The organism is Streptomyces sp. 6N223 (assembly GCF_052246635.1).
GTDB lineage: Bacteria > Actinomycetota > Actinomycetes > Streptomycetales > Streptomycetaceae > Streptomyces.
The window spans coordinates 1-19,522 of the sequence record NZ_JBQQCA010000061.1; the positions used below are offsets into that span (position 1 = coordinate 1).

19 protein-coding genes and 1 pseudogene are annotated in these 19,522 nt (G+C 69.6%); 13 read left to right on the top strand and 7 right to left on the bottom strand.

What is annotated here, in order from left to right; all coding sequences use genetic code 11:
* From ACTWQH_RS27700 to ACTWQH_RS27710, 3 genes are all read left to right on the top strand, one after another.
* A partial coding sequence (locus ACTWQH_RS27700) for an ABC transporter substrate-binding protein (RefSeq protein WP_443289507.1) occupies positions 1-1,090 on the top strand: 1,090 nt, incomplete at its 5' end.
* 216 nt (positions 1,091-1,306) lie between these two features.
* Positions 1,307-1,645: a hypothetical protein gene (locus tag ACTWQH_RS27705; protein ID WP_443289508.1), complete on the top strand. Its 339-nt coding sequence runs from the start codon at positions 1,307-1,309 to the stop codon at positions 1,643-1,645.
* A complete protein-coding gene (locus tag ACTWQH_RS27710; protein ID WP_443289509.1) occupies positions 1,639-3,201 on the top strand; it encodes a glycoside hydrolase family 31 protein in 1,563 nt (520 codons plus the stop codon). Before ACTWQH_RS27705 ends, ACTWQH_RS27710 begins: the two co-directional genes overlap by 7 nt.
* 505 nt (positions 3,202-3,706) lie before the next feature.
* Here ACTWQH_RS27710 and ACTWQH_RS27715 read toward each other — a convergent pair.
* On the bottom strand, positions 3,707-4,678 hold the full coding sequence (locus ACTWQH_RS27715; protein WP_443289510.1) for a glycoside hydrolase family 6 protein: 972 nt from the start codon (positions 4,676-4,678) through the stop codon (positions 3,707-3,709).
* A gap of 323 nt (positions 4,679-5,001) precedes the next feature.
* On the opposite strand from ACTWQH_RS27715, the gene ACTWQH_RS27720 reads away from it, so the two are divergent.
* From ACTWQH_RS27720 to ACTWQH_RS27745, 6 genes are all read left to right on the top strand, one after another.
* The gene (locus ACTWQH_RS27720) at positions 5,002-6,012 is read left to right on the top strand and encodes a LacI family DNA-binding transcriptional regulator (protein WP_443289512.1); all 1,011 of its coding nucleotides are present in this window, start codon (positions 5,002-5,004) and stop codon (positions 6,010-6,012) included.
* Between the two features lie 453 nt (positions 6,013-6,465).
* Positions 6,466-7,782, top strand: coding sequence for a poly(ethylene terephthalate) hydrolase family protein (locus tag ACTWQH_RS27725; RefSeq protein WP_443289513.1), 1,317 nt, complete (start codon positions 6,466-6,468; stop codon positions 7,780-7,782).
* Between the two features lie 235 nt (positions 7,783-8,017).
* Positions 8,018-9,676, top strand: a complete 1,659-nt coding sequence (locus ACTWQH_RS27730) for a glycoside hydrolase family 27 protein (protein WP_443289514.1) — start codon at positions 8,018-8,020, stop codon at positions 9,674-9,676.
* 211 nt (positions 9,677-9,887) lie between these two features.
* The gene (locus ACTWQH_RS27735; RefSeq protein WP_443289515.1) at positions 9,888-10,229 is read left to right on the top strand and encodes an ArsR/SmtB family transcription factor; all 342 of its coding nucleotides are present in this window, start codon (positions 9,888-9,890) and stop codon (positions 10,227-10,229) included.
* A gap of 3 nt (positions 10,230-10,232) precedes the next feature.
* Positions 10,233-10,739 carry an SRPBCC family protein gene (locus tag ACTWQH_RS27740; RefSeq protein ID WP_443289516.1) on the top strand — a complete coding sequence of 169 codons (507 nt, stop codon included), beginning with the start codon at positions 10,233-10,235 and terminating at the stop codon, positions 10,737-10,739.
* On the top strand, positions 10,739-11,404 hold the full coding sequence (locus ACTWQH_RS27745) for a dihydrofolate reductase family protein (RefSeq protein ID WP_443289517.1): 666 nt from the start codon (positions 10,739-10,741) through the stop codon (positions 11,402-11,404). Before ACTWQH_RS27740 ends, ACTWQH_RS27745 begins: the two co-directional genes overlap by 1 nt.
* Positions 11,405-11,510: 106 nt before the next feature.
* On the opposite strand, the pseudogene ACTWQH_RS27750 reads toward ACTWQH_RS27745, so the two are convergent.
* From ACTWQH_RS27750 to ACTWQH_RS27765, 4 genes and pseudogenes are all read right to left on the bottom strand, one after another.
* A pseudogene (locus ACTWQH_RS27750) lies at positions 11,511-11,726 on the bottom strand (IS5/IS1182 family transposase); the annotation flags it as partial.
* A gap of 524 nt (positions 11,727-12,250) precedes the next feature.
* On the bottom strand, positions 12,251-13,489 hold the full coding sequence (locus tag ACTWQH_RS27755; RefSeq protein ID WP_443289518.1) for an MAB_1171c family putative transporter: 1,239 nt from the start codon (positions 13,487-13,489) through the stop codon (positions 12,251-12,253).
* 16 nt (positions 13,490-13,505) lie between these two features.
* Positions 13,506-13,937 (bottom strand): hypothetical protein, encoded by a 432-nt coding sequence (locus ACTWQH_RS27760; RefSeq protein ID WP_443289519.1) that lies wholly within the window; start codon positions 13,935-13,937, stop codon positions 13,506-13,508.
* A gap of 205 nt (positions 13,938-14,142) precedes the next feature.
* Positions 14,143-14,619: a helix-turn-helix domain-containing protein gene (locus ACTWQH_RS27765; protein WP_443289520.1), complete on the bottom strand. Its 477-nt coding sequence runs from the start codon at positions 14,617-14,619 to the stop codon at positions 14,143-14,145.
* A gap of 191 nt (positions 14,620-14,810) precedes the next feature.
* On the opposite strand from ACTWQH_RS27765, the gene ACTWQH_RS27770 reads away from it, so the two are divergent.
* The 3 genes from ACTWQH_RS27770 to ACTWQH_RS27780 all read left to right on the top strand — a co-directional run bounded on the left by ACTWQH_RS27770 (position 14,811) and on the right by ACTWQH_RS27780 (position 16,799).
* Positions 14,811-15,608 carry an AfsR/SARP family transcriptional regulator gene (locus ACTWQH_RS27770; protein WP_443289521.1) on the top strand — a complete coding sequence of 266 codons (798 nt, stop codon included), beginning with the start codon at positions 14,811-14,813 and terminating at the stop codon, positions 15,606-15,608.
* Positions 15,609-15,637: 29 nt separating this feature from the next.
* A complete protein-coding gene (locus ACTWQH_RS27775) occupies positions 15,638-15,919 on the top strand; it encodes a nuclear transport factor 2 family protein (RefSeq protein ID WP_443289522.1) in 282 nt (93 codons plus the stop codon).
* Positions 15,920-16,031: 112 nt separating this feature from the next.
* Positions 16,032-16,799: an SGNH/GDSL hydrolase family protein gene (locus tag ACTWQH_RS27780; protein WP_443289523.1), complete on the top strand. Its 768-nt coding sequence runs from the start codon at positions 16,032-16,034 to the stop codon at positions 16,797-16,799.
* A 568-nt stretch (positions 16,800-17,367) separates the two neighbouring features.
* Here ACTWQH_RS27780 and ACTWQH_RS27785 read toward each other — a convergent pair.
* Together ACTWQH_RS27785 and ACTWQH_RS27790 are read right to left on the bottom strand one after the other, a co-directional pair.
* A complete protein-coding gene (locus ACTWQH_RS27785) occupies positions 17,368-17,907 on the bottom strand; it encodes a hypothetical protein (RefSeq protein WP_443289524.1) in 540 nt (179 codons plus the stop codon).
* A 514-nt stretch (positions 17,908-18,421) separates the two neighbouring features.
* On the bottom strand, positions 18,422-19,009 hold the full coding sequence (locus ACTWQH_RS27790; RefSeq protein WP_443289525.1) for a hypothetical protein: 588 nt from the start codon (positions 19,007-19,009) through the stop codon (positions 18,422-18,424).
* A gap of 195 nt (positions 19,010-19,204) precedes the next feature.
* Here ACTWQH_RS27790 and ACTWQH_RS27795 point away from each other — a divergent pair, with 195 nt between their 5' ends.
* Entirely contained in the window at positions 19,205-19,477 is a 273-nt protein-coding gene (locus tag ACTWQH_RS27795; RefSeq protein WP_443289526.1) for a hypothetical protein, read from the top strand.
* The last annotated feature ends 45 nt before the right edge of the window (positions 19,478-19,522 follow it).

The window sequence follows — 19,522 nt, forward strand, 5'->3', positions numbered from 1 at the left end:
GTGGCTGGACAACCTGGGCCTGGAGATGCCCACGACCACGGACGAGTTCCGCGAGGTGCTGCGCGCCTTCAAGAACGACGACCCCAACGGCAACGGCAAGTCCGACGAGATCCCGCTGAGCGGCAGCACCGCGGACTCGCTCATCCCGTTCCTGATGAACGCGTTCGCCTACGCCCCGGCCCCCCTTACCACCACTGATGTGAACCCCACCCTCTTCCTGAACGACGGCCAGGCCGACATCCAGGCCAACAAGGAAGGCTGGCGCGAGGGCCTGAGGTACATCCAGTCCCTCTACGACGAGGGCCTGTTCGACGACACCGTCTTCACCCAGAACCCTGCGGCGTACCTCCGGCAGGGCGACCACGCGGGCGACGTCATTCTGGGCGCTGGCGCGGGATTGCAAATGCCCCTGACGCGCGAGCAGGAGGACGGCCGCGACCTGGACTACGCCGCGGTGCCGCCGCTGACCGGTCCGGACGGCGCCAGCTACACCACCTACTCCTCCGCGCCCGGCGGAGCGACCTTCGTCCTCACCACCCAGGCCACGCAGACCGAGCAGATCCAGGCCATCAAGATGCTCAACTACCTCTACAGCGACGAAGGCCGGCTCAACGGCCAGTTCGGCCTCGAGGGCACGGGCTGGGTCGAGCCCGACGAGGGCGACATCGCGCTCGACGAGACCATGGAGCCGACGCACCGCACCGCGGAAGGCGATGGTGGTGCCTGGGACGCACTGTCGCAGTACTACCACACCGAGGAGTTCCGCGGCTCGCAGGTCGTGGCCGCCGACCCGATGACGCCAGAGGGATACGAACGCCGGCTGTTCGAAGCCACCGAGCTCTACGAGCCGCACGTGGACCAGGAGCTGGTGTTCCCCATCGGGGAGACATGGGTCGACGGCACCGTGGCCAGTGAACTCGCCACACTCCAGACGAACCTCGGCACCTACATCCAGCAGAGCGCGGTGCAGTTCATCATCGGGGAGAAGTCCCTCGACTCCGACTGGGACTCCTACCTCGGCGAACTCGACAGTCTGGGGCTCGATCGCTTCCTGGAGATCTACCAGCAGTCCTACGACGCGTCACACTGAGCGTGCGGTGGCCGGGCCGCACATCCCAGCATGCGGACCCGGCCGCCACCCCGGCCACCTCACGGATCCCACAACGGTCAACAACGACGACCCGGCAAGGAACGACGTGCCGTCCCCGCTCGTAGCCCTGCCGCCTCGCCGGGCTGGCCGCCGATGGGCCGGCCCACCCCCGTTCCGTCCTCCATCCACCATCACCATCCACCGTGAGGAGAACCTTTGCCTGCCTTCATCCCGCATGCCGCGGGTCTGGAAATGCGCACCGCGCACGAGGTGTTGCGGATCGAACCATGGGGCCCCCACTCGGTGCGGGTCCGCGCCGCCGTCACCGCGATCGAGACCGGGCTGCCCGGCGCGCTGGAGGCGTCGGCGCCGGCCTCGCCCGCTTCCGAGCCGGCCGTCCTGGCCGACGGGTCCGCCCGTCTGGTCAACGGCCGGATCACCGCTGAGGTGGACACCGGCGGCCGGATCCGTTTCCTCCACACCGCCACCGGCCGGGAACTGCTCGCCGAGAAGCGGCCGTACACCTGGTACCCGGGCCCGCGGGTGCAATGGTGATCGACCTGGTGCAGGGGAACACGGTTGCCAGCATCCCATTCCTGCACTCCTCGCGGGGCTACGGGTTGCTGTGGCACAACCCGGCGATGGGACGGGTGGAGCTGGGTGGCGACACCACGCGCTGGGTCGCCGACTCCGGCCGCCAGATCGACTACTGGATCACGGCGGGTGACACGCCTGCCGACATCATGGCGTCCTACGCCGACGCGACCGGCCATCCGCCGCTGCTGCCGGAGTGGGCCACCGGGTTCTGGCAGTCGAAGCTGCGCTACCGCACCCAGGAGGAACTCCTCGCCGTCGCCCGCGAGTACGCCCGGCGCGAGCTGCCGTTGTCCGTCATCATCTGTGACTTCTTCCACTGGCCGAGGATGGGCGACTGGCGCTTCGAGGACAGCGAGTGGCCCGATCCGGAGGCGATGACCAAGGAGCTGGAGTCGCTCGGCGTCAAGCTCGCGGTATCGGTCTGGCCCCACGTCGAGCTGACCAGCGAGAACTACGAGGCCCTGCGGGCGGACGGGCTGCTGGTCCGTGACGCCGGCGGCGGGCTGCTCACCGTCCGCTGGCCGGCTCGCGGCCACGGGGGGAACCACCAGCCGATGGCCCTGTACGACGCCACGCATCCGGACGCCCGCCGGTTCCTGTGGCAGCAGCTGAGCGAGCACTACCGCTCCCGCGGGGTCACCGCCTTCTGGCTGGACGCCTGCGAGCCCGACCTCGCGCCGGCGCCGGACGCCCGCCCCGTCTACGCCGCAGGTCCCGGAGCCCAGGTCGGCAACATCTATGCGCTGCTGCACGCGCAGGCCGTCGCCGACGGCCTGCGCTCGGTCGGCGACGACCGGCCGCTGTCCCTGATCCGATCCGCCTGGGCAGGCAGCCAGCGGCACGGAGCGGCGCTGTGGTCCGGCGACATCCATGCCACCTTCGAGTCCCTGGCCGCGCAGATCCGGGCGGGGCTGAACGTCGCGATGAGCGGCATCCCGTGGTGGAACACCGACATCGGTGGCTTCGGCGGTGGAGATCCGGACGACCCGGCCTACCGCGAAGTGATGATCCGCTGGTTCCAGTACGGCACCTTCTGCCCGATCATGCGGCTGCACGGCGACCGCGCGCCCAACTACCCCACGTTCTCCGCGGACATGACCGGCGGCCCGAACGAGGTGTGGTCCTTCGGGCAGGAGGCGTACGAGATCCTCACGGAGCACCTGCGGCTGCGGGAACGCCTGCGCCCATACCTCGCGGAGCTGTCCGAGGCCGCCCACCGCACCGGCGCCCCACCGATGCGGCCCCTGCTCTTCGCGTTCCCCGAGGACGAACGGGCCTGGGACGTGGACGACCAGTTCCTGCTCGGACCGGATGTCCTGGTCGCACCGGTCGCGGAGGCCGGGGCCCGCGGCCGGACGGTCTACCTGCCGACCGGGACCCGCTGGCTCGACCCGGCCACCGCCACCCTCCACGAGGGCGGCACGTCCGTCGAGGCCCAAGCCCCGCTGGAGCGCATCCCCGTCTTCGTGCGCGAGGGCGCGGCCGTGGCCGCCGCGTTCGGCACGTGGACGTGAGCACCCGCCCCGTCGAAACGGTGATCGAGCTCGGCGCGGCCAAGCCCGTGGCCTACGCCACCGCCTGCCGGCGGATGCGGACGGACCCCGCGCAGGCGGTCAACGTGGGCGACATGCTGGAGAGCGATGTGAACGCAGCCGCCCTCGCCGGGCGGGCTCACCGGCATCTGGCTGGACCGCGGTATCGACGTCGTCACCGGTGGACCATCGCCGACGGCAGACGAGACGGTGCTCCGCATCGAACGGCTCACCGACCTCCCCGACCACCTGTCACTCACGGACGCCTGACCGGCTCTCACGGCCGCCGTAAGTGAGCAGCGACCCGGGTCAACGCCTTCCCCGGGGGCAGCGTCAGCTGGTTCCAAGAACCATCGCCGCGGAGCTGGCCGAGTCCAGGCGCCGTGGGCGGCAACACGGCGCCGCGACCGACCTTGGCGCCGGCAGGTGCGCCGGCGCCAAGGCGGCTGGTGTCAGGCATGAGGTGTCAGACGTCAGGCGTCAGGCGTCAGTAGCCGTAGATCATCTTGTAGGCGACCTCCGGCAGAAACGTCCCGGCCGTCGAGCCCGCTCCGACGCCGCAGTCCCCGTCGGATTCCCCCGGGGTCTTGATCCACAGGAGCATCTCGGCGCCGCCGCCCCCCTCCTGGGTGGGCGTGCCGATCCTGCGGCCACCGGGGTTGCACCACTCGCCGTTCGCGCCGTTGCCGTTGCGGCTGGTGTCCACGACGAACGGCTTGCTGTAGCCGTAACGCTGGCCCAGCACCTGGTTGACGCTGCCGGCGTAGGACGCGTTCTCGGAGGTGGTGAAGTAGTTCGAGACGTTGAGGGCGAAGCCCCTGGCTTGGCTGAGGCCGGCGGCGTGGAGACGGTCGGCCATGGTCGAGGCGTCGACCCAGCCGGGGTTGCCCGCATCAAGGTAGACCCAGGCGTTCGGCGCCGCGGACCGGAACTGCGAGAGGGCGTTGGTGAGCATGCCCTGCCGCTCGTCGATCTGGGCCTGGGACATGCAGCTGTAGTCGCCGAGGGCGTCGGGCTCGAGTATGACAACGGCCGGACGGCTGCCGATAGCACGTGCGAAGGCGGCGATCCAGTTGGCGTACTCGGACGGGGAAGCGGCTCCGCCCCCGGAGTGCCCACCGCAGGCGTCGCGGCCGTACATGTTGTAGGCGACAAGGATGGGCAGCTTGTCGGCGGACTCGGCCGCACTGACGTAGGAGCCGGCGGCGGAGCCGATGTCGCCGCTCCAGGAGCCGAACCAGCGGGCCATGGGGGTGTTGGCGATGGAGTCGCGGATCGCGGAGGCCCGTCCGTCACCGGGGTTGGCGGCCGACCAGGCCGCAGGGCTGGAATTCGGGTCGACGTAGAAGCCGCTGGTCTGGGCGAGCGGGGTGGGTGCCGCCTGCGCGGATGGCGCCGAGGTCAGGAACAGTGGCAGAGCGAGGAATGCTGCCACTGCCCCGCGTATGAGTCTTCGCATGGATGAACCTCATTCATGGGGGGAAGCGCCGCGCGGCTTTCGTCCTGAGCCGGCGGCGTGAGGGTGCGAGGGAGCCGAGCCGCAGCCCCCGAGCGGTGGCGCTTCGGGAGCTGTGGGCAGAGGAACTTGGGAGCGCTCCCAGCCGCCGAGGCGATGCGAGGGTAGTGCTGTCGGTATGGTGTGTGCGCTGCTGAAGCCTGTCAAGGGCTGCCGCGCGACGGCCCTTCACCGGAGGACGAGGAGCCGCTAGGGTCCGGAAACTGGAAGCGCTCCCAAATCCGAGGGCATCCCGGCAACGCCAGCGACGAAAGGGCCCGCCGTCCATGTCAGATGTTCCGCGCCGGCAGCCCACACTCGACGAGGTGGCCGAGCGTGCCGGCGTCTCCCGTTCGGCGGCCTCCCGGGTGCTCAACAACGCGCCCCACGTCAGCCCCGCGAAGCGTGAGGCGGTCCAACGGGCCATCAGGGAACTCGACTACGTACCGAACACGACGGCGCGGGCGCTGGCGACGCGCCAAAGAGGCGTGGTCGCTCTCGTCATCTCGGGAGAGACTCCGTCGATCTTCGCAGACCCGTTCTTCGCCAAGGTGATCGTCGGCGCGTCCGCCGCCCTGGAGGAGGCCGACCTGCATCTGATGCTGTGTCTGGCGGCTTCCGATCGCAGCCGGCAGCGCCTGGCGGAACTGCTGCGCGCCCGGGGCGTCGACGGCGTCATGCTCATGGCCGTCCGGGAGAACGACCACGTGCTCCGCATCGTCCGGGAGGCGGAGATACCCGTGGTGTTCGGCGGGCGCCCGGCGGGTTCCGAACCGCCGTGGTACGTAGACGTCGACAACGTCGGTGGCGCGCGCCAAGCCACGGAACACCTGCTCGCCCGCGGGCGCAGGCGGGTGGGCATGATCTGTGGGCCGCCGGACACCCAGGTGAGCCGAGCGCGCCATCGCGGCTACCGGGAGGCCGTGATCCTCGCCGGGCTGGAGCCCTTCCTCCCGGAATGCGGAGACTTCACCGAGCCCAGCGGCGCCGCCGCCATGGCCGAACTGCTGAAGCGGCATCCGGATGTGGACGGGGTGTTCGCCGCCAACGACAACATGGCGGCCGGCGCCCTGCGCGCGCTGCGGGGCGCGGGCCGGGCGGTCCCCCGTGATGTCGCGGTCGTGGGCTTCGACGACCTGGACGTCGCGCAGATCGCCGAACCGCCGTTGACCACGGTCCACCAGCCCATTCAGGCCCTGGGCAGCGAGACGGCGCGCATGCTCGCCGGGCTCATCGCCGGCGAGGAGCCCAACTCGCTGATCCTTCCGACCCATCTGGTCGCGCGCTCCAGCACCTGATCGGCATCAGCGGGCCGGGAGCGGACACGGCGGCGAGTTCCGTCCACTGCCCTGCTCGCGCGACCGGACTGAGTCGTGCCCAGCTTCGCACCTTCGCGCGAAAAATAGGTACGACGTATGTTGAATCTGACCCTGCTGTGCCTACCATCTGTAGATCTGATGACCCGCCTGGCGTTCGATGTGCCGACCGCCGGCCGGCTGTACCGGCCTGTGCCCGTCCCACAGGCCATCACAGAGCAGTACGTGCGCCATCATCCGTTTTGTTCCGGTGAGGCTCCCCCACCGCACGCCAGGTCGCCGGGCTCCTGAGGACAGGGTTGCCGTGTGGGTGGGCCTTCCGGCTGAGCCGCCATGGAGTTCGCCCGTGCCTTCCTCAGCACGTCGTACTGGCCCGCTGATCGCCGCGCCCCGCACAACCGCCGCAACCCCCTCACCCCACACGAGGAGCCACCCATGTCGATGAGAAGACGCTCGTTCCTGAGCCTTGGCACCGCCGGAGCGGTCGGCCTGGGCGCGACCCTGCTCGGCTCCGCGCCGGTGCAGGCACGCGCCCCGCGCAGCACCAGACAGGCGCCCGCTCAGTCCTTCGCCATCGGAGTCCGGGAGTACTCCTGGTCCCGCGGCGGCCGTTCGCTGTTCACCAAGGTCTACTACCCGACCCCCGGCAGCCCCGGCGGCACGCCCATCCGCAACGCGCCCGTCGCCGACGGCGTCTTCCCCGTCGCCGAGTTCAGCCACGGCATGGGCTGCAACTCCGACTGCTACGCCTCGCAGACCAACGGTCTGGCCTCCGCGGGCTTCATCTGCCCCGCCCCCTCCTTCTCCGACAACACCAACATCCAAAGCGTCTACGGCGGCGAGTGGTCCCGGGACGTCTCGGAGGTCATCACCCGGACACTCGCGCTGAACAACGCCTCGGGCGACCCGCTCGCCGGGCACATCGACACCGAGGCCGGCGTCGGCGTCTCCGGCCACTCCATGGGCGGCATGACCACCCACGGCCTGGTCAGCGCGTTCCCCGACGACCGCATCGCCGCCGCCGTCCCCATCGCCTGCGTGGACATCGGCAACCCCGACGGCACGGTCACCGCCAACGTGCTGTTCATCCACGGCGACCAGGACCCCACCTGCAACATCAACTCGGCCCGCACGGCGTATGACGAACTCGCCGCGCCCAAGGCCTTCCTCACCCACCTCGGCGCGGACCACGGCGCCTACCTCGTCCCCGGCTTCCGGACCTACCCCCAGACCGAGAACACCTTCCTGGACTGGTTCCGCTGGAGCCTGTACGGCGACACCGCCGCCCGCGACCGCCTCGCCGCCGACGCCACCAGCGGCGGAACCCGCTGGGAGGCCGCGCTCGCCACCTACCCGTCGTCCATGGTCAGCCTGCGCTCCCGGGCCAACAACCAGTACGTCTGCGCGGAGAACACCGGCGCCTCCCCGCTCATCGCCAACCGCACCACCATCGGCGCCTGGGAGCGATTCGACCTGGTGGACCTTGGTGAAGGTGCCATCGCGCTTCGCTCCCGGGCCAACAACCAGTACGTCTGCGCGGAGAACGCGGGCGCCTCCCCGCTCATCGCCAACCGCACCGCCATCGGCGCCTGGGAGACCTTCCAGCGCGTGAACAACGCCGACGGCTCCATCAGCCTGCGCGCGCAGATCAACAGCCAGTACGTCTCCGCCCCGAACGGCGGAGCCGACCCCCTCGTCGCCAACCGTGCGTCGATCGGCTCCGAGGAGTCGTTCGACCTGATCAACGGCTGATCAGCCACAGCTCTCCCTGAAGAACGCCCGTGCAGGGAAGTCACGTGGTCTCCCCGCCCGGCTCGGCGGCCCTGTCCGCCGGGCCGGCTTCGGCGGGGGAGAGCGCTCTGGTGTGCTGCTTCCCCGTCAGATGCCTCTCGAATACCTCTCGAATACCTCTCGAACAGCGCCACGAATCCGCCCCCTACTGTGGCGACCCCACCGTGGCGACCCCACAGCTCCGGAAAGGGACACCATGCGCACTCGATCTCGATCTCGATCACGCAGACGCCTGCCGCTGCTCGCGGCCCTCGTCTCCGCGCTGGCCCTCTTGCTCTCTCCGACGCAGGCCACGTCCGAGGCGCAGGCCGCGCCCGGCAGCCCGGCGCTGACCCCGCCCATGGGGTGGAACAGCTGGAACAGCTTCGGGTGCGGCGTCACCGAGTCGATGGTCCGCGAAGCGGCCGACGCGATGGTGCGCTCGGGGATGCGGGACGCCGGTTACGAGTACGTCGTGGTGGACGACTGCTGGTTCGACCCCCAGCGAGACGCCCAGGGCAACCTGCGCGCACATCCGACGAAGTTCCCCAGCGGCATGAAGGCGCTGGGCGACTACATTCACAGCCTCGGGCTGAAGTTCGGGATCTACCAGGTGCCCACCGAACGCACCTGCGCCCAGCGCGTCGGCACGCATCCCGGCTCCACCGGGAGCATGGGGCACGAGGTGCAGGACGCGAACGCCTTCGCCTCCTGGGGCGTCGACTACCTCAAGTACGACTGGTGCTCCCCCGACGGCACCCGCGAGGAGCAGATCGCCCGGTTCACCCTCATGCGGGACGCCCTTCGCGCCACCGGCAGGGACATCGTCTACAGCATCAACCCCAACAGCTTCCACGCCATCACCGGCTCCACCTACAACTGGGGCGAAGTCGCCGACCTGTGGCGCACCACCGAGGACCTGCTGGACATCTGGCAGAACGGCAACACCAACAGCTACCCCATGGGCGTGGGCAACGTCGTTGACATCAACGCCCCCCTGGCTGCCCAGGCGGGGCCCGGCCACTGGAACGATCCGGACATGCTGGTGGTCGGCAGGCCGGGGCTCACCCTCACCGAGTCGCGGTCGCACTTCGCGCTGTGGGCTCTGATGGGCGCGCCGCTGATGGCGGGCAACGACATCCGCACCATGTCCGCCGACGTCAGCGCGATCCTTCGCAACGCGCGGCTGGTGGCCGTGAACCAGGACGAGCTGGGCGCGGGCGGCCGGCGGGTGCGCGACGACGGCGACGTCGAGGTGTTCGCCAAGCCGCTGGCCGACGGCTCGGTCGCCGTCGGACTGTTCAACCGCGGCAGCGGCACGACCACCGTCAGTACCACGGCGGCGCAGATCGGGCTGTCGGGCTCGTCGTTCACACTGACCGACCTGTGGACCGGCGCCACGTCCTCCACCAGCGGCCAGATCACGGCCAGTGTGCCGGCGCACGGCGTCGCGGTGTTCGAAGTGTCCGGAGGCACCCCGCGGGCCAGCGAGACCGGCCAGCTGCGCGGCGTGGGCTCGGGCCGTTGCCTGGGCATCGACAATGCCTCGACAGCGCCCGGCGCGGCCACGTTGATCTGGGACTGCCACACCGCGGCGAACCAGTTGTGGACGACCTGGGAGGGCGGAGAGATCCGCGTCTACGGCGACAAGTGCCTGGACGCGTCCGAGCAGGGCACCACCAGCGGAACGCCCGTGATCATCTGGTCCTGCAACGGTCAGGACAACCAGAAGTGGACCCTCGCCGACGACGGCACCATCCGCAACGTCCACGCCGGGCTCTGCCTGACCGTCGACCAGGGCGGCACCGCGAACGGATCGAAGCTGGTCCTGGCGACCTGCGACAACCAACCCAACCAGAGGTGGACACGCGCGTGAGGGCGAGCGCCCGGCCACCGGCGCACGGCCGTGTCGGCGACGGTCCGATGCGGCCGGGGTAACCCCTGGTGGCGGGGGCATTGCTCCGCTGGGTGCCGGGATGCCGCAGCCCCACACCTTCAGGTGACGACAAAGGCAATCGTCATCCGGCAAGACTCGCCCGATTCCCAACCCGCTTGACGTATTCCGATATAGGCATATGATCGCTGCCATGGCACGAGCAGCGACGACGTCGGACGCGTTCAACGCGATAGCCGAGCCGCAGCGCCGGGACATCCTGGCGCTGCTGCGGGCGGGTGAGTGGCCGGTGACCGACCTGGCCCAGGAGCTGGGGATGAGCCAGCCGCGGGCGTCCAAGCACCTGCGGGTGCTCCGGGAGGTGGGGCTGGTGCGGGTCCGCGGGGCGGGCAAGCAGCGCCTCTACGGCCTGGACGCCCGCGGGTTGCGGCCGGTCCACGAGTGGGTCGGCGGATTCGAGCGGTTCTGGAACGAGAGTTTCGACCGGCTGGACACCTACGTGCAGGACCTTAAGCAGACACGGCAGGAGGGATGACCGATGGCAGGGGAAAGGCAACAACCGCGGGCGGAGCCGGCGACGGCCGACCGGGAGATCGTGATCTCCCGGGTCATCGACGCCCCGCGGGAGCTGGTGTTCGAGGCGTTCACCGAGGTCCGGCACCTGTCGCGGTGGTGGGGTCCGGAGGGGTTCACCACCACCACGCGGTCCTTCGAGTTCCGCGAGGGTGGGGAGTGGGACTTCGTGCTGCACGGGCCGGACGGGACCGACTACTCCGAGTGGATCCGCTGGCTGCGGATCGCCCCGCCGGAGCGGATCGCGCTGCTGCACGGTGAGTCCCGCGACGACCCGAACGCCTTCGAGTCGGTCCTGACCTTCGCGCCGGACGGCGCGGCGACCCGGATCGTGATGCACACGGTGTTCCCCACCAAGGAACTGCGCGACGAGGCGGTCGAGAAGTACCACGCGATCGAGGGCGGCCAGCAGACCCTGAGCAGCCTGGCGGCCTACGTCACCGACCTCGCGCGGAAGGGGGCGGAGGGCTGATGGCCGGGAAGGTGTTCTTCAGCGTGACGATGTCGCTGGACGGCTTCATCGCGCCCGAGTCCGTGCCCGTCGACGACTTCTTCGCGCCCGACAAGCAGGACGACCCGGCCGTTCAGCGCTGGATGGCGCAGTGGATGGAACTGCAGCAGTGGGCCTTCCCGCTGCGGTTCTTCCGGGAGAACCTGAAGCTCGGCGAGGGCGGCGAGGAGGGCCGCGACAACGACATCGCGCGGGAGACGTTCGAGCGCACCGGCGCGAGCGTCATGGGCAAGCGCATGTTCGACGCCGGCGAGCAGGCATGGCCGGAGGAGGCGCCCTTCCACACCCCGGTCTTCGTCGTGACGCACACCAAGCGTGACCCGTGGGAGCGGCCCGGCGGCACCACGTTCCACTTCGTCAACGACGGCATCGAGCACGCCCTCGACCAGGCCCGCGAGGCCGCCGGCGACCGCGACGTCCGCATCGCCGGCGGCGCCGCGACGATCCTGGAGCACCTGAACGCCGGCCTGATCGACGAGTTCTCGATCACGCTGTCACCGGTGCTGTTCGGCACCGGCACCCGCCTGTTCGACGGCGTGGACGCGTCCAGGATCGCGCTGAGACCGGTCCGTTCGGAGCCGTCGTCGCGGGTGACGCACCTGACCTACGCCGTGCACCCACGGTAGCCGCGCGCGCCACCACTCCACCCCAGCGACCCGACCACCCACGGCGCACACGCTTGCATCAGCAGGCCACCACGGCAGGTGGTCGAATGCTCGCTCCACGACCGAGTTGTTGGGTGCCGAGTCCGGAGCCGTGCTCGGTGCCCCGGCGGGCGATCAGCGGCTTCACGCCGAGATCCCAGACCACGCGGCGGCACTTGCCCTGGTCGTAGCCGCGGCCGCCCAGCACCACGTCCGGGCGGCACCGGGGTCGGCCTCGCTTTCCCCGCACCGGTGGAACCGCCTGAAACAGTGGGATCAGCTGGGTGACGTCGTCGCGGTTGCCGTCCGATCCGGCCGCAAGGCCGAACACTTCCTCGCCTTCACCGCCATCGCCTGCACCCTCATCTGCTACCGCAGACTCACCAAATGTTCCAGTACGCGGTCGCCGAGGGGCTGCCACGCCGCTGTATGCGCACTCGCCGCCGTTCCGCAAGGGCCGGGCCCGCCAAGGTGAGATCCCTGCAGATGGGCTGGCCTAGGCAGGCTTCGAGGTCTTCCGCTTGCAGGGGACGTACGTCATCACCACCGACATCGCGGTGTTCCCTGACTACGCGGACGGGATCGCAATCTGCCGGAGCCTGCCGGAACGCTGAGGCGGCGTGGTCGCCGTCCTCAACGCCGGTTTCTGCGACGGCCCAAGGCCAGCCGCCGCCAGGTCCGCCGCGTGTTCGGCAAACGCGAGGAGGTGCGCGCCTCAAGGGTTTGGCCGGAAACGCGGCAAGCTGACGTCCGCCTGCGACGGCGAAGGTCGGCCCCGGCAACGACGAGGAGTACGAGAACTGACACGGACGGGGGAACGGCCTTTCATCAAGACCGGCCCCGCTCAGGGAGCACGGTAGCTCGTGCCGCCTCGGCGACGATGGGCGAGGTGGCGAAGGCACGCGAGACACGAGCGAGCCATTCCCGTTCGTCCAGCCCGTCAACGGCACTGGCCGTGCGGGCGGACTCCGGTGCAGTGTCCGCCAGGACCGCCGCCGGGCCCCGCTGCGGCTCACCACGCCGGGCGGCGAGGTCGGCCAACGCTCCCTTCAGCAGGGCGGCCTCGATCACCACTGCCAGGTCGACTGGGGAGAGGCATCTCTGGTGGCCCAGCGCCCGAGCGCGTCGGGCGACGTGCCAGTCGGTCCGCGACCACAGGGCGAGCCGTCCGTCGTTGATCTCGGCGAGGCGCCGGGTCAGCCGCACATGCAGGTCCCACCAGGGGATGCGGGCGGGGAGAACGATCGTGGGCACGGCCGTGCGCAGTGCGTTCCACAGTGGGTACAGGGCGCGGTAGTCGCGGTAGGACTCGACCCCGCCCCGGATGCGCGTCAGGTGCTCGCCCCACGCTGGGAGCGCGAAGCCGAGCGCGCCGAGGGTGAGTCCGGCCATGGCGCAGACGACGGAAGCCACGGTGTTCAGGGCGTCCCAGTTGGCGCCGAACCAGCGCGCCGCCATGGCCGTGCCGCGCAGAGCGCTGACGCCGAGTCCGAAGACCGAGCCGGCGATGATCAGCCGAAGCCCGCGCCTGAGCCACGGATCGCCCGCCAGCCGGGCCCAGCGCAGGCACCCGCGGATGACGCTGACCAGCGCGACGGTTTGGGCGGCCAGGTAGAGCAGGATGAACTCGGCTATGAAGGAGGTGGTCGCGTAGTAAGTCTCGAAGTCGGTGCGCCGCTCGACGGGTGCGTCGCCCACCCAGAACAGGACGGCCATGGCGAGCACCACGAGGCCGTATCCGAGGATCCAACGTCTTGCGACAACATTTGCGTTCGCCGCATCGCCCGGTTCCTGCCAGTAGACGATGAGGATCCTCACCGAGGCCGCCATGACGACCACGAGCGAGAATGAGACGAGGAAGGCCACGTTAGGCAGCCCGACGAGGTCGTTGATGGCACCGAGTGTCGTGGGGGCGCTGACGGTGAGGATCGCCGCGCAGGAGAAGATCGTCGCGCACACCGCCTGACGCATCAGGTCGCCGCGCGCCCGCCGCAGACCGGCCAGCTTCCCAGCGAAGAGGATCCACAACGGCAGGGCGCACGCCCAATAGCCGAGGCTCCGTGCCATCAGACGGCCTGTCTCGTCATAGGAACTCCTCGTCCCGCTGACTGAGCAGCGTCCGCTCCACCCGGTGCACGGCCGCGTCGGGTGGGTCGACGTGGGCGTCGGTGCCGTGCCGGTCCGGCCTTGGCAGGCGGCGGGTCAGGCGGGCGATGAGCAGGGAGGCAAAGAGATCCGCCTCTCGCTCGGCCGCGTCGTCGAAAGGGCCGCGCGTTCCCAGGATGCGGCCGAGCGCCGAGTCATCGAGCGAGGTCAGTTCCACGCCAGTCAACGCTGACGCGCCGGCTAAGCCCGAGCGGTGCGCCTCCATGATGTGCCAGATCTCGTGACAAGTGATGAGGAGTCGATGCCACGGGCTGGTGTTCTGCTCGCACAAGATGTGGTCGGTGCTGTCCGTGGCGACCCATAAGCCGCTGACGGTTTGCGGCGGGAACGGCACCAGCGTGTGGCGCACCTCGCGTCCCGTTCACTGCCCCAGCCGCCCGCACAGGGCGCTGATCAACTGGCCGGGCTCGGCTGGCGGTCTGACGTCGAGGCCACGGACCAGCGATGCACAGGTCCGGCGCATGGCTCTTCGGTTCATCAGTGCACATTCCCCCCATCCGCCGTTGCCGAGTCACCTAGGTAACGCCGACCGGGTCGAGCGGCTCGGGCCGTCGCTACGAGCCACTCCGCTCCCCCCGCTCCCCCCGCTCCTCGCGCCTGCCGGACGACGGCGAGGCACCGTCACCCCGCAAGGCAGCATCGACGATCTGAGTGACCGCGGCCAGAGTCTCGGGGGAGAGCTCAAGTGCCCGCAAAGCGAGGTTCCTGACGTCGTGGTTCTGAGCGACCCTCGCGAGCGCGATCTCCGCGTCCACATGCCGGGCGGTCCCTTCGTCGAGGAAGTACGAAGCGGGCACTCCAAAGAAGTGTGCCAGAGCCCGCAGCAACTCGGTCGAGGGATTCTTCTTCGAGCCGCGGCGCAGAGCGGAAAGGTAGGCGCCGCTCACCCGGACCACGGGCGCCTCCTTCTTGATCGCGACCGCCACCTCTTCGTTGGTGTACCTGCGACCGTGCAGGCCCTCGGGCCGAATGTTCTCGAACAACCGTTCCAGGAGGTCCGACAAAGCTGGCTGTTCCTGGCGTTTCGTCACATGGACCACCATCACTCGTGCAGGAGAGACTCGCAGTCTCAGACCCATGCTGCCACTCAACTCAGGGTTGACAACCCTACCGTGAGGGTGACTAGCCTTCAGATGATTCAACTAACAGTCGAGCTGCATGAGGCCCAGTCAACTGCCTAGTTGTTGTTTGGGGGGGCGAATGCCCCAGGGGGAGGTTCACGTTGAGATTCGGCCTGTTGGGTCCCGTCGCCCTGTACCGGGAGACCGGGGACTCGATCACGCCCAGTGCGTTGAAGTTACGCGAGCTGCTTGCACTGCTGCTGCTCAACGCCAACCATGTCGTCGTCGCCGATCACCTCGTCGAGCAGCTCTGGGACGCGGCCCCGCCGCGGACGGCCAGGGCGGCGCTCCAGGTCTACGTCTCCAAGCTGCGGGGACACCTCGCTCAGCACCGGGAGGGCCAGCGGGACCGGGACCAGCACGCACGACTGGTGACGGAGTCCTCCGGATACGCCCTCGTCCTCCAGGGAGACGAGTTCGACGCCGGTCAGTTCGAGGCGCTTCGACGCCGCGCGGTGATCGCCGAAGACGCCGGGGACCTCAAGCGCGCCGCCGCGCTTCTCGGGCAGGCGCTGAACCTGTGGCGCGGGCCAGCCATGGCTGATGTCAGGAGCCTGTCAGAACTCGACGCGGGAGCCGAGCGCTTCAACGAGGCCAGGATCTCCGCCCAGGAGCACCACATCGCGATCGAGTTGCGGCTCGACCGCCACCAGGAGGCCATACCGCGCCTCACCGAACTCATCAAGCAGCACCCGTTGCGCGAGAGCTTGTACAGGCACTTGATGCTCGCTCAGTATCGCTGCGGCCGTACCGCCGAGTCGCTCTCGACGTACAAGAGGATTCGCAGCCTCCTCGTGTCAGAGATCGGCATGGAGCCCGGCGCCCGTCTCCACTCTCTCCACCAAGCCATTCTCAACCGCGACCCCGCCCTGGAGACCAGCCTGGCGCTGGTCTCATGACGACATACTCCCGTGAGAGGACCTCGCCCATGGAGAGCAACACCTTCCGCAAGGCTGTCGAGGCGCTCGACATGGCGGCCCTGGAACGGACGCTGGCGCCCGACGCGACGTTCTTCAGCCCAGTGATGGTTCACCCCTACCGCGGACGCGAGAAGGTCGTCGCGTTCCTCCGCATCCTGTCAACGGTATTCGAGGACTTTCGCTACACGCACGAGCTACGCGGCGAGGTCCTGGACGGGGGCGGGCGCACCCACGGGCTGGTCGTCGCGGCGCGGGTAGGGGAGAAGCCCTCCAGGGGCTCGACCTGCTGACGTACGACGCGGCTGGTCTCGTAACCGACCTGACCGTCATGGTGCGCCCGCTGCCGGCGGCAATGACGCTTGCCCGGACCGTCGGGGCGCGCATCGAAGAGAGCACCGCCCGATGACCGGCCACGCGCTGCGCGCCGCGCAGCCGTTATCGCTGCTCTTACTGCCGGCGCTGCTGCCACAGATGGTGTGGGTGAAGCGGCGGACACCGCGCCTGGCCGAGGCGGAGGGCACGAGCGGGAGAGTCGAGGGAACGGAGCCTCGGCTGCGGCTGCTCGCGGTGGGCGACTCGATGGCCGCTGGGGTGGGAGTGGCGCACCACAGCGCCGGGCTGGCCGGCCAGCTCGCCGAGCGTCTTGCAGCCAAGACAGCGCGCGCCGTGGCATGGCGGGTGATCGCGCGCAGCGGCGCGACCGCGCGGTCCACCACGCGGAAGCTGGCGAAGGGACCGATCGGCTTTGCCGGATCCCCGGACGAGCCGCCGGATCTGGTGATCGTCGTGGTGGGGATCAACGACCTGCTCCGGTTCCGCGGGCTCACCGACTGGCGGTGCGACATCGGGGACCTGGTCGACACGATCCGGGGCCGGCTCGGCCCTGACGTTCCCATCGGCTTCTCCGGCATGCCGCCGGTGCGACGCTTCCCCGCCCTCCCTCAGCCTCTGCGCGCGGTCCTCGGCTTGAGGGCCCGACTCATGGACGGGGTGCTGAGGGAGTGCGCCGAGGGGCGTGGTGCGTTCTGCGTCGCGCTGCCGATCGAGGCGATGGCGGACCAGCCGCACGTCTTCTTCGCCAGGGACCGCTTTCACCCTTCGGAGCGCGGCTATGCCGAGGTAGCCGCCGCATTCCTGCCACACGTCATCGACGCCTTGCATGACAGTTGAGCCCTCGACGTATGACGACGGCCGGGCCTGTCCACCGGAGGGCGGAAGAACGGTGGACAGGCCCGGCGCCGCCGTGGGATCACGTCCCCATGCCGAGGCCCAGCGAGAGCCGCACGGACGCCTCCAGCGGCAGGCGTGTCCAGACCGCTTCGATGCTCTTCCCGCGGCGGGTGACGTTGGACTCTACGTAGCCGGAAGCGGCCCGGGAAGACGCCAACCCCACCCAGCCCGGCGGACACGGGTCGTAACGTGGCCGTCGCGCCTGGCCCCGGTTTTGCCGCAGGTTGGCCGCGAATCCGGGCGGCAGCGGTCGAAGGCGTCGACCACGCCCCCAAATGCAAACCCGCCCGCCGGCCGCCTGGAGTGGAAGCCACGCGATGCCACGCGTTCGGCCAGGTACCGGGCTGCTCCACACCGGGCAGGCCGATCGCCGTCGTGGGCGCGGCCGTGGTCTCACGCATCGACGAGCACCATCCGGACCCGGCCGTGAGGTTGGCCCCTGTCGAAACCGGCAAGAGCCATCCCAAGTCCCCCAAGCGCCGCCAGCCGTGGTGAGGCCTGTCGCCCGTCAATCCTGGATGATCTCGTTGTTGCCGGGGCCGCCGTCGATCTCGTCGGCGCCCGGGCCGCCGTGGAGGACGTCGTCGCCGTCCTCGCCGTAGATCCTGTCGTCCCCGCCCTCTCCGTGGACTGTGTCGTCGTCGACTCCGGCGTGGACCTCTTCCGGAAGGTCGCTGCCGGTGAACGTGTCGTTCTCGTCGTTCAGGTCGACATAGAGATACGAGTCCTCCAGTTCCTCTGCGGGTATGGTGCACATCACCCGCCCGGGTTCGTCCGGGTCGGGGTGTGTGCAGCCCTCGAACGCCTCGATGTACAGGCCAGGGTCCTCGATGATGAACTCGGTGGGGTCGGCGCCGTGGGTGACGGTGACCTCGTTGACCACATCGGGGCCCCCGTCGTAGACGAGGTGCGTCGCCGGCGAGATCTCCGAGCGGTAGACGATGTAGGCCATCGCCCCCTGCTGGGCGGAGGCGGGCGGAGCCGGCCACAGGGCGACGCTCGTGCCCGTGAGGGCGGCAACTCCGAGGGTGGTCAGGTGCTTTCGCATGGTCTTCCCTTTCGCACGTTCGCATGTTCCCGCCGGCGCGACGCGCATCGACGTGAGTGACGGATGGTGCCCCTGGTTACCCATCGTAGGAATGCACGCCTTCAGCTCGCCCCTCCCGCCGTATCTTTGGCCGTAAAACATCGCAGGCTTGAGGCGGTTGATGACGCATTCGACCGCGCGGTGCTCGCGGGTACGTATAAGTGCGAATTGACAAGCCCCAGGGAGATGTGGCCTTCCGTGCGCGGTTACGGTCGCCGCATTTTATGGACGGAAGATATTCGATGTGAGGCGCCAAGCGATTCGAGCGCGAACAGATTGCCCCTCGGACGCACCACGTACGCCGGTGGCGTGGCAGCCGTCCACGTTGGCCAGGGCGGGACGTCCTGGCGGCGGAGGGTCCCACGTCCCACGCCCAGCCCGACGCTACGCGGTCGCCGCCCGCGCCGCCGGGGAGAACTCTTCCACCGGGCGTAAGAGAAACGCCAAGGGCACGTCAGGCCCGTCCGAGGCCCCCTCAGCCGGGCGGGAGCACGCCGGCGCTCTCCGCCACGCGAAGCGTGGTGATCCCGTCGGAGGACTCGCAGGCGGGCAGCGTGCACAGCAAAGCACCGCTGGAGCGGCTACGGATTTCCAGGAAGTGGACGTCGGCGTCGGCCCATCGGTTCTTCGGAGCGGTGACCCTCTCCATACCCCACAGGGCCAGCACGCTGGACCAGGGACGCACCGTGAACGGCTCCCTCGAGCCTCCGGTCACCAATCCGCCGTCAAAGACGTGCACCCTGGGGCCACGCTCCACGGCGCGATCGATGCGCCGGCCCAGAACGAACAGAGCGACGGGGACAACCAGCAGCATGCCGCCGACCACCCTGACGGCTGTGGGGTACGGGCCCAGCGGCAGGCCGATGCCCGCGGGGACGAAGAGGAACGCGCCCACGCCCCCCAGGACTTTACCGACGGTGCCGTCGCCGAACCGGTAGGTCGCCACATGCTCGCCCAGCTCCCGCTCGCCGGCCAGTCGCGCCGCCTGCGGCGGCAGATCCTCGACGACCGGTCTGACCCGTCTCCTCGCCATGCACGTTCCCCCCGGCACCGGCATGCCCATGCGATCTGTCCATGACTGCCCCGCGCTTCCGCTCCGAAACAGCCCCACCCCGCCTTGACCGCGGAAGCCGCAGAAGCCGCAGAAGCCGCAGAAGCAAGACGACATCGACTCCATGGTGCGAGCTGGTTCGTCTCCACATTGAACGAGGAGCCCTGCGAGGGGGCGGGGATGCGGGCCGCGAGGGGTGGGGGTGACATGAGTACGGCATCGCTACCGCGGGAGTACCGCACAACGCCGCGTGAGCTCACGGTGGATACCGTGTGCGTCGCCACGGTCATGGCGGGTCCGGTGCTGGCCGCGTGGTTCCAGCCGGCGGAGGACGGGTACGGGTGGCTCCGGCCGCTGGTGACCTGCCTCTGCCTGGGCGTCCTCAGCTGGTTCGTTCCGGCCATCCGGCGATCCCGGACGATCGTCGACGCGGCGGGCATCCAGGTGCGGGGCGTCCTGCGCATCCGGCGGCTGCCCTGACCGGCGGGTTCGAGGCGGGGAACCGGTCGCTGGGCAGCTTCAGTG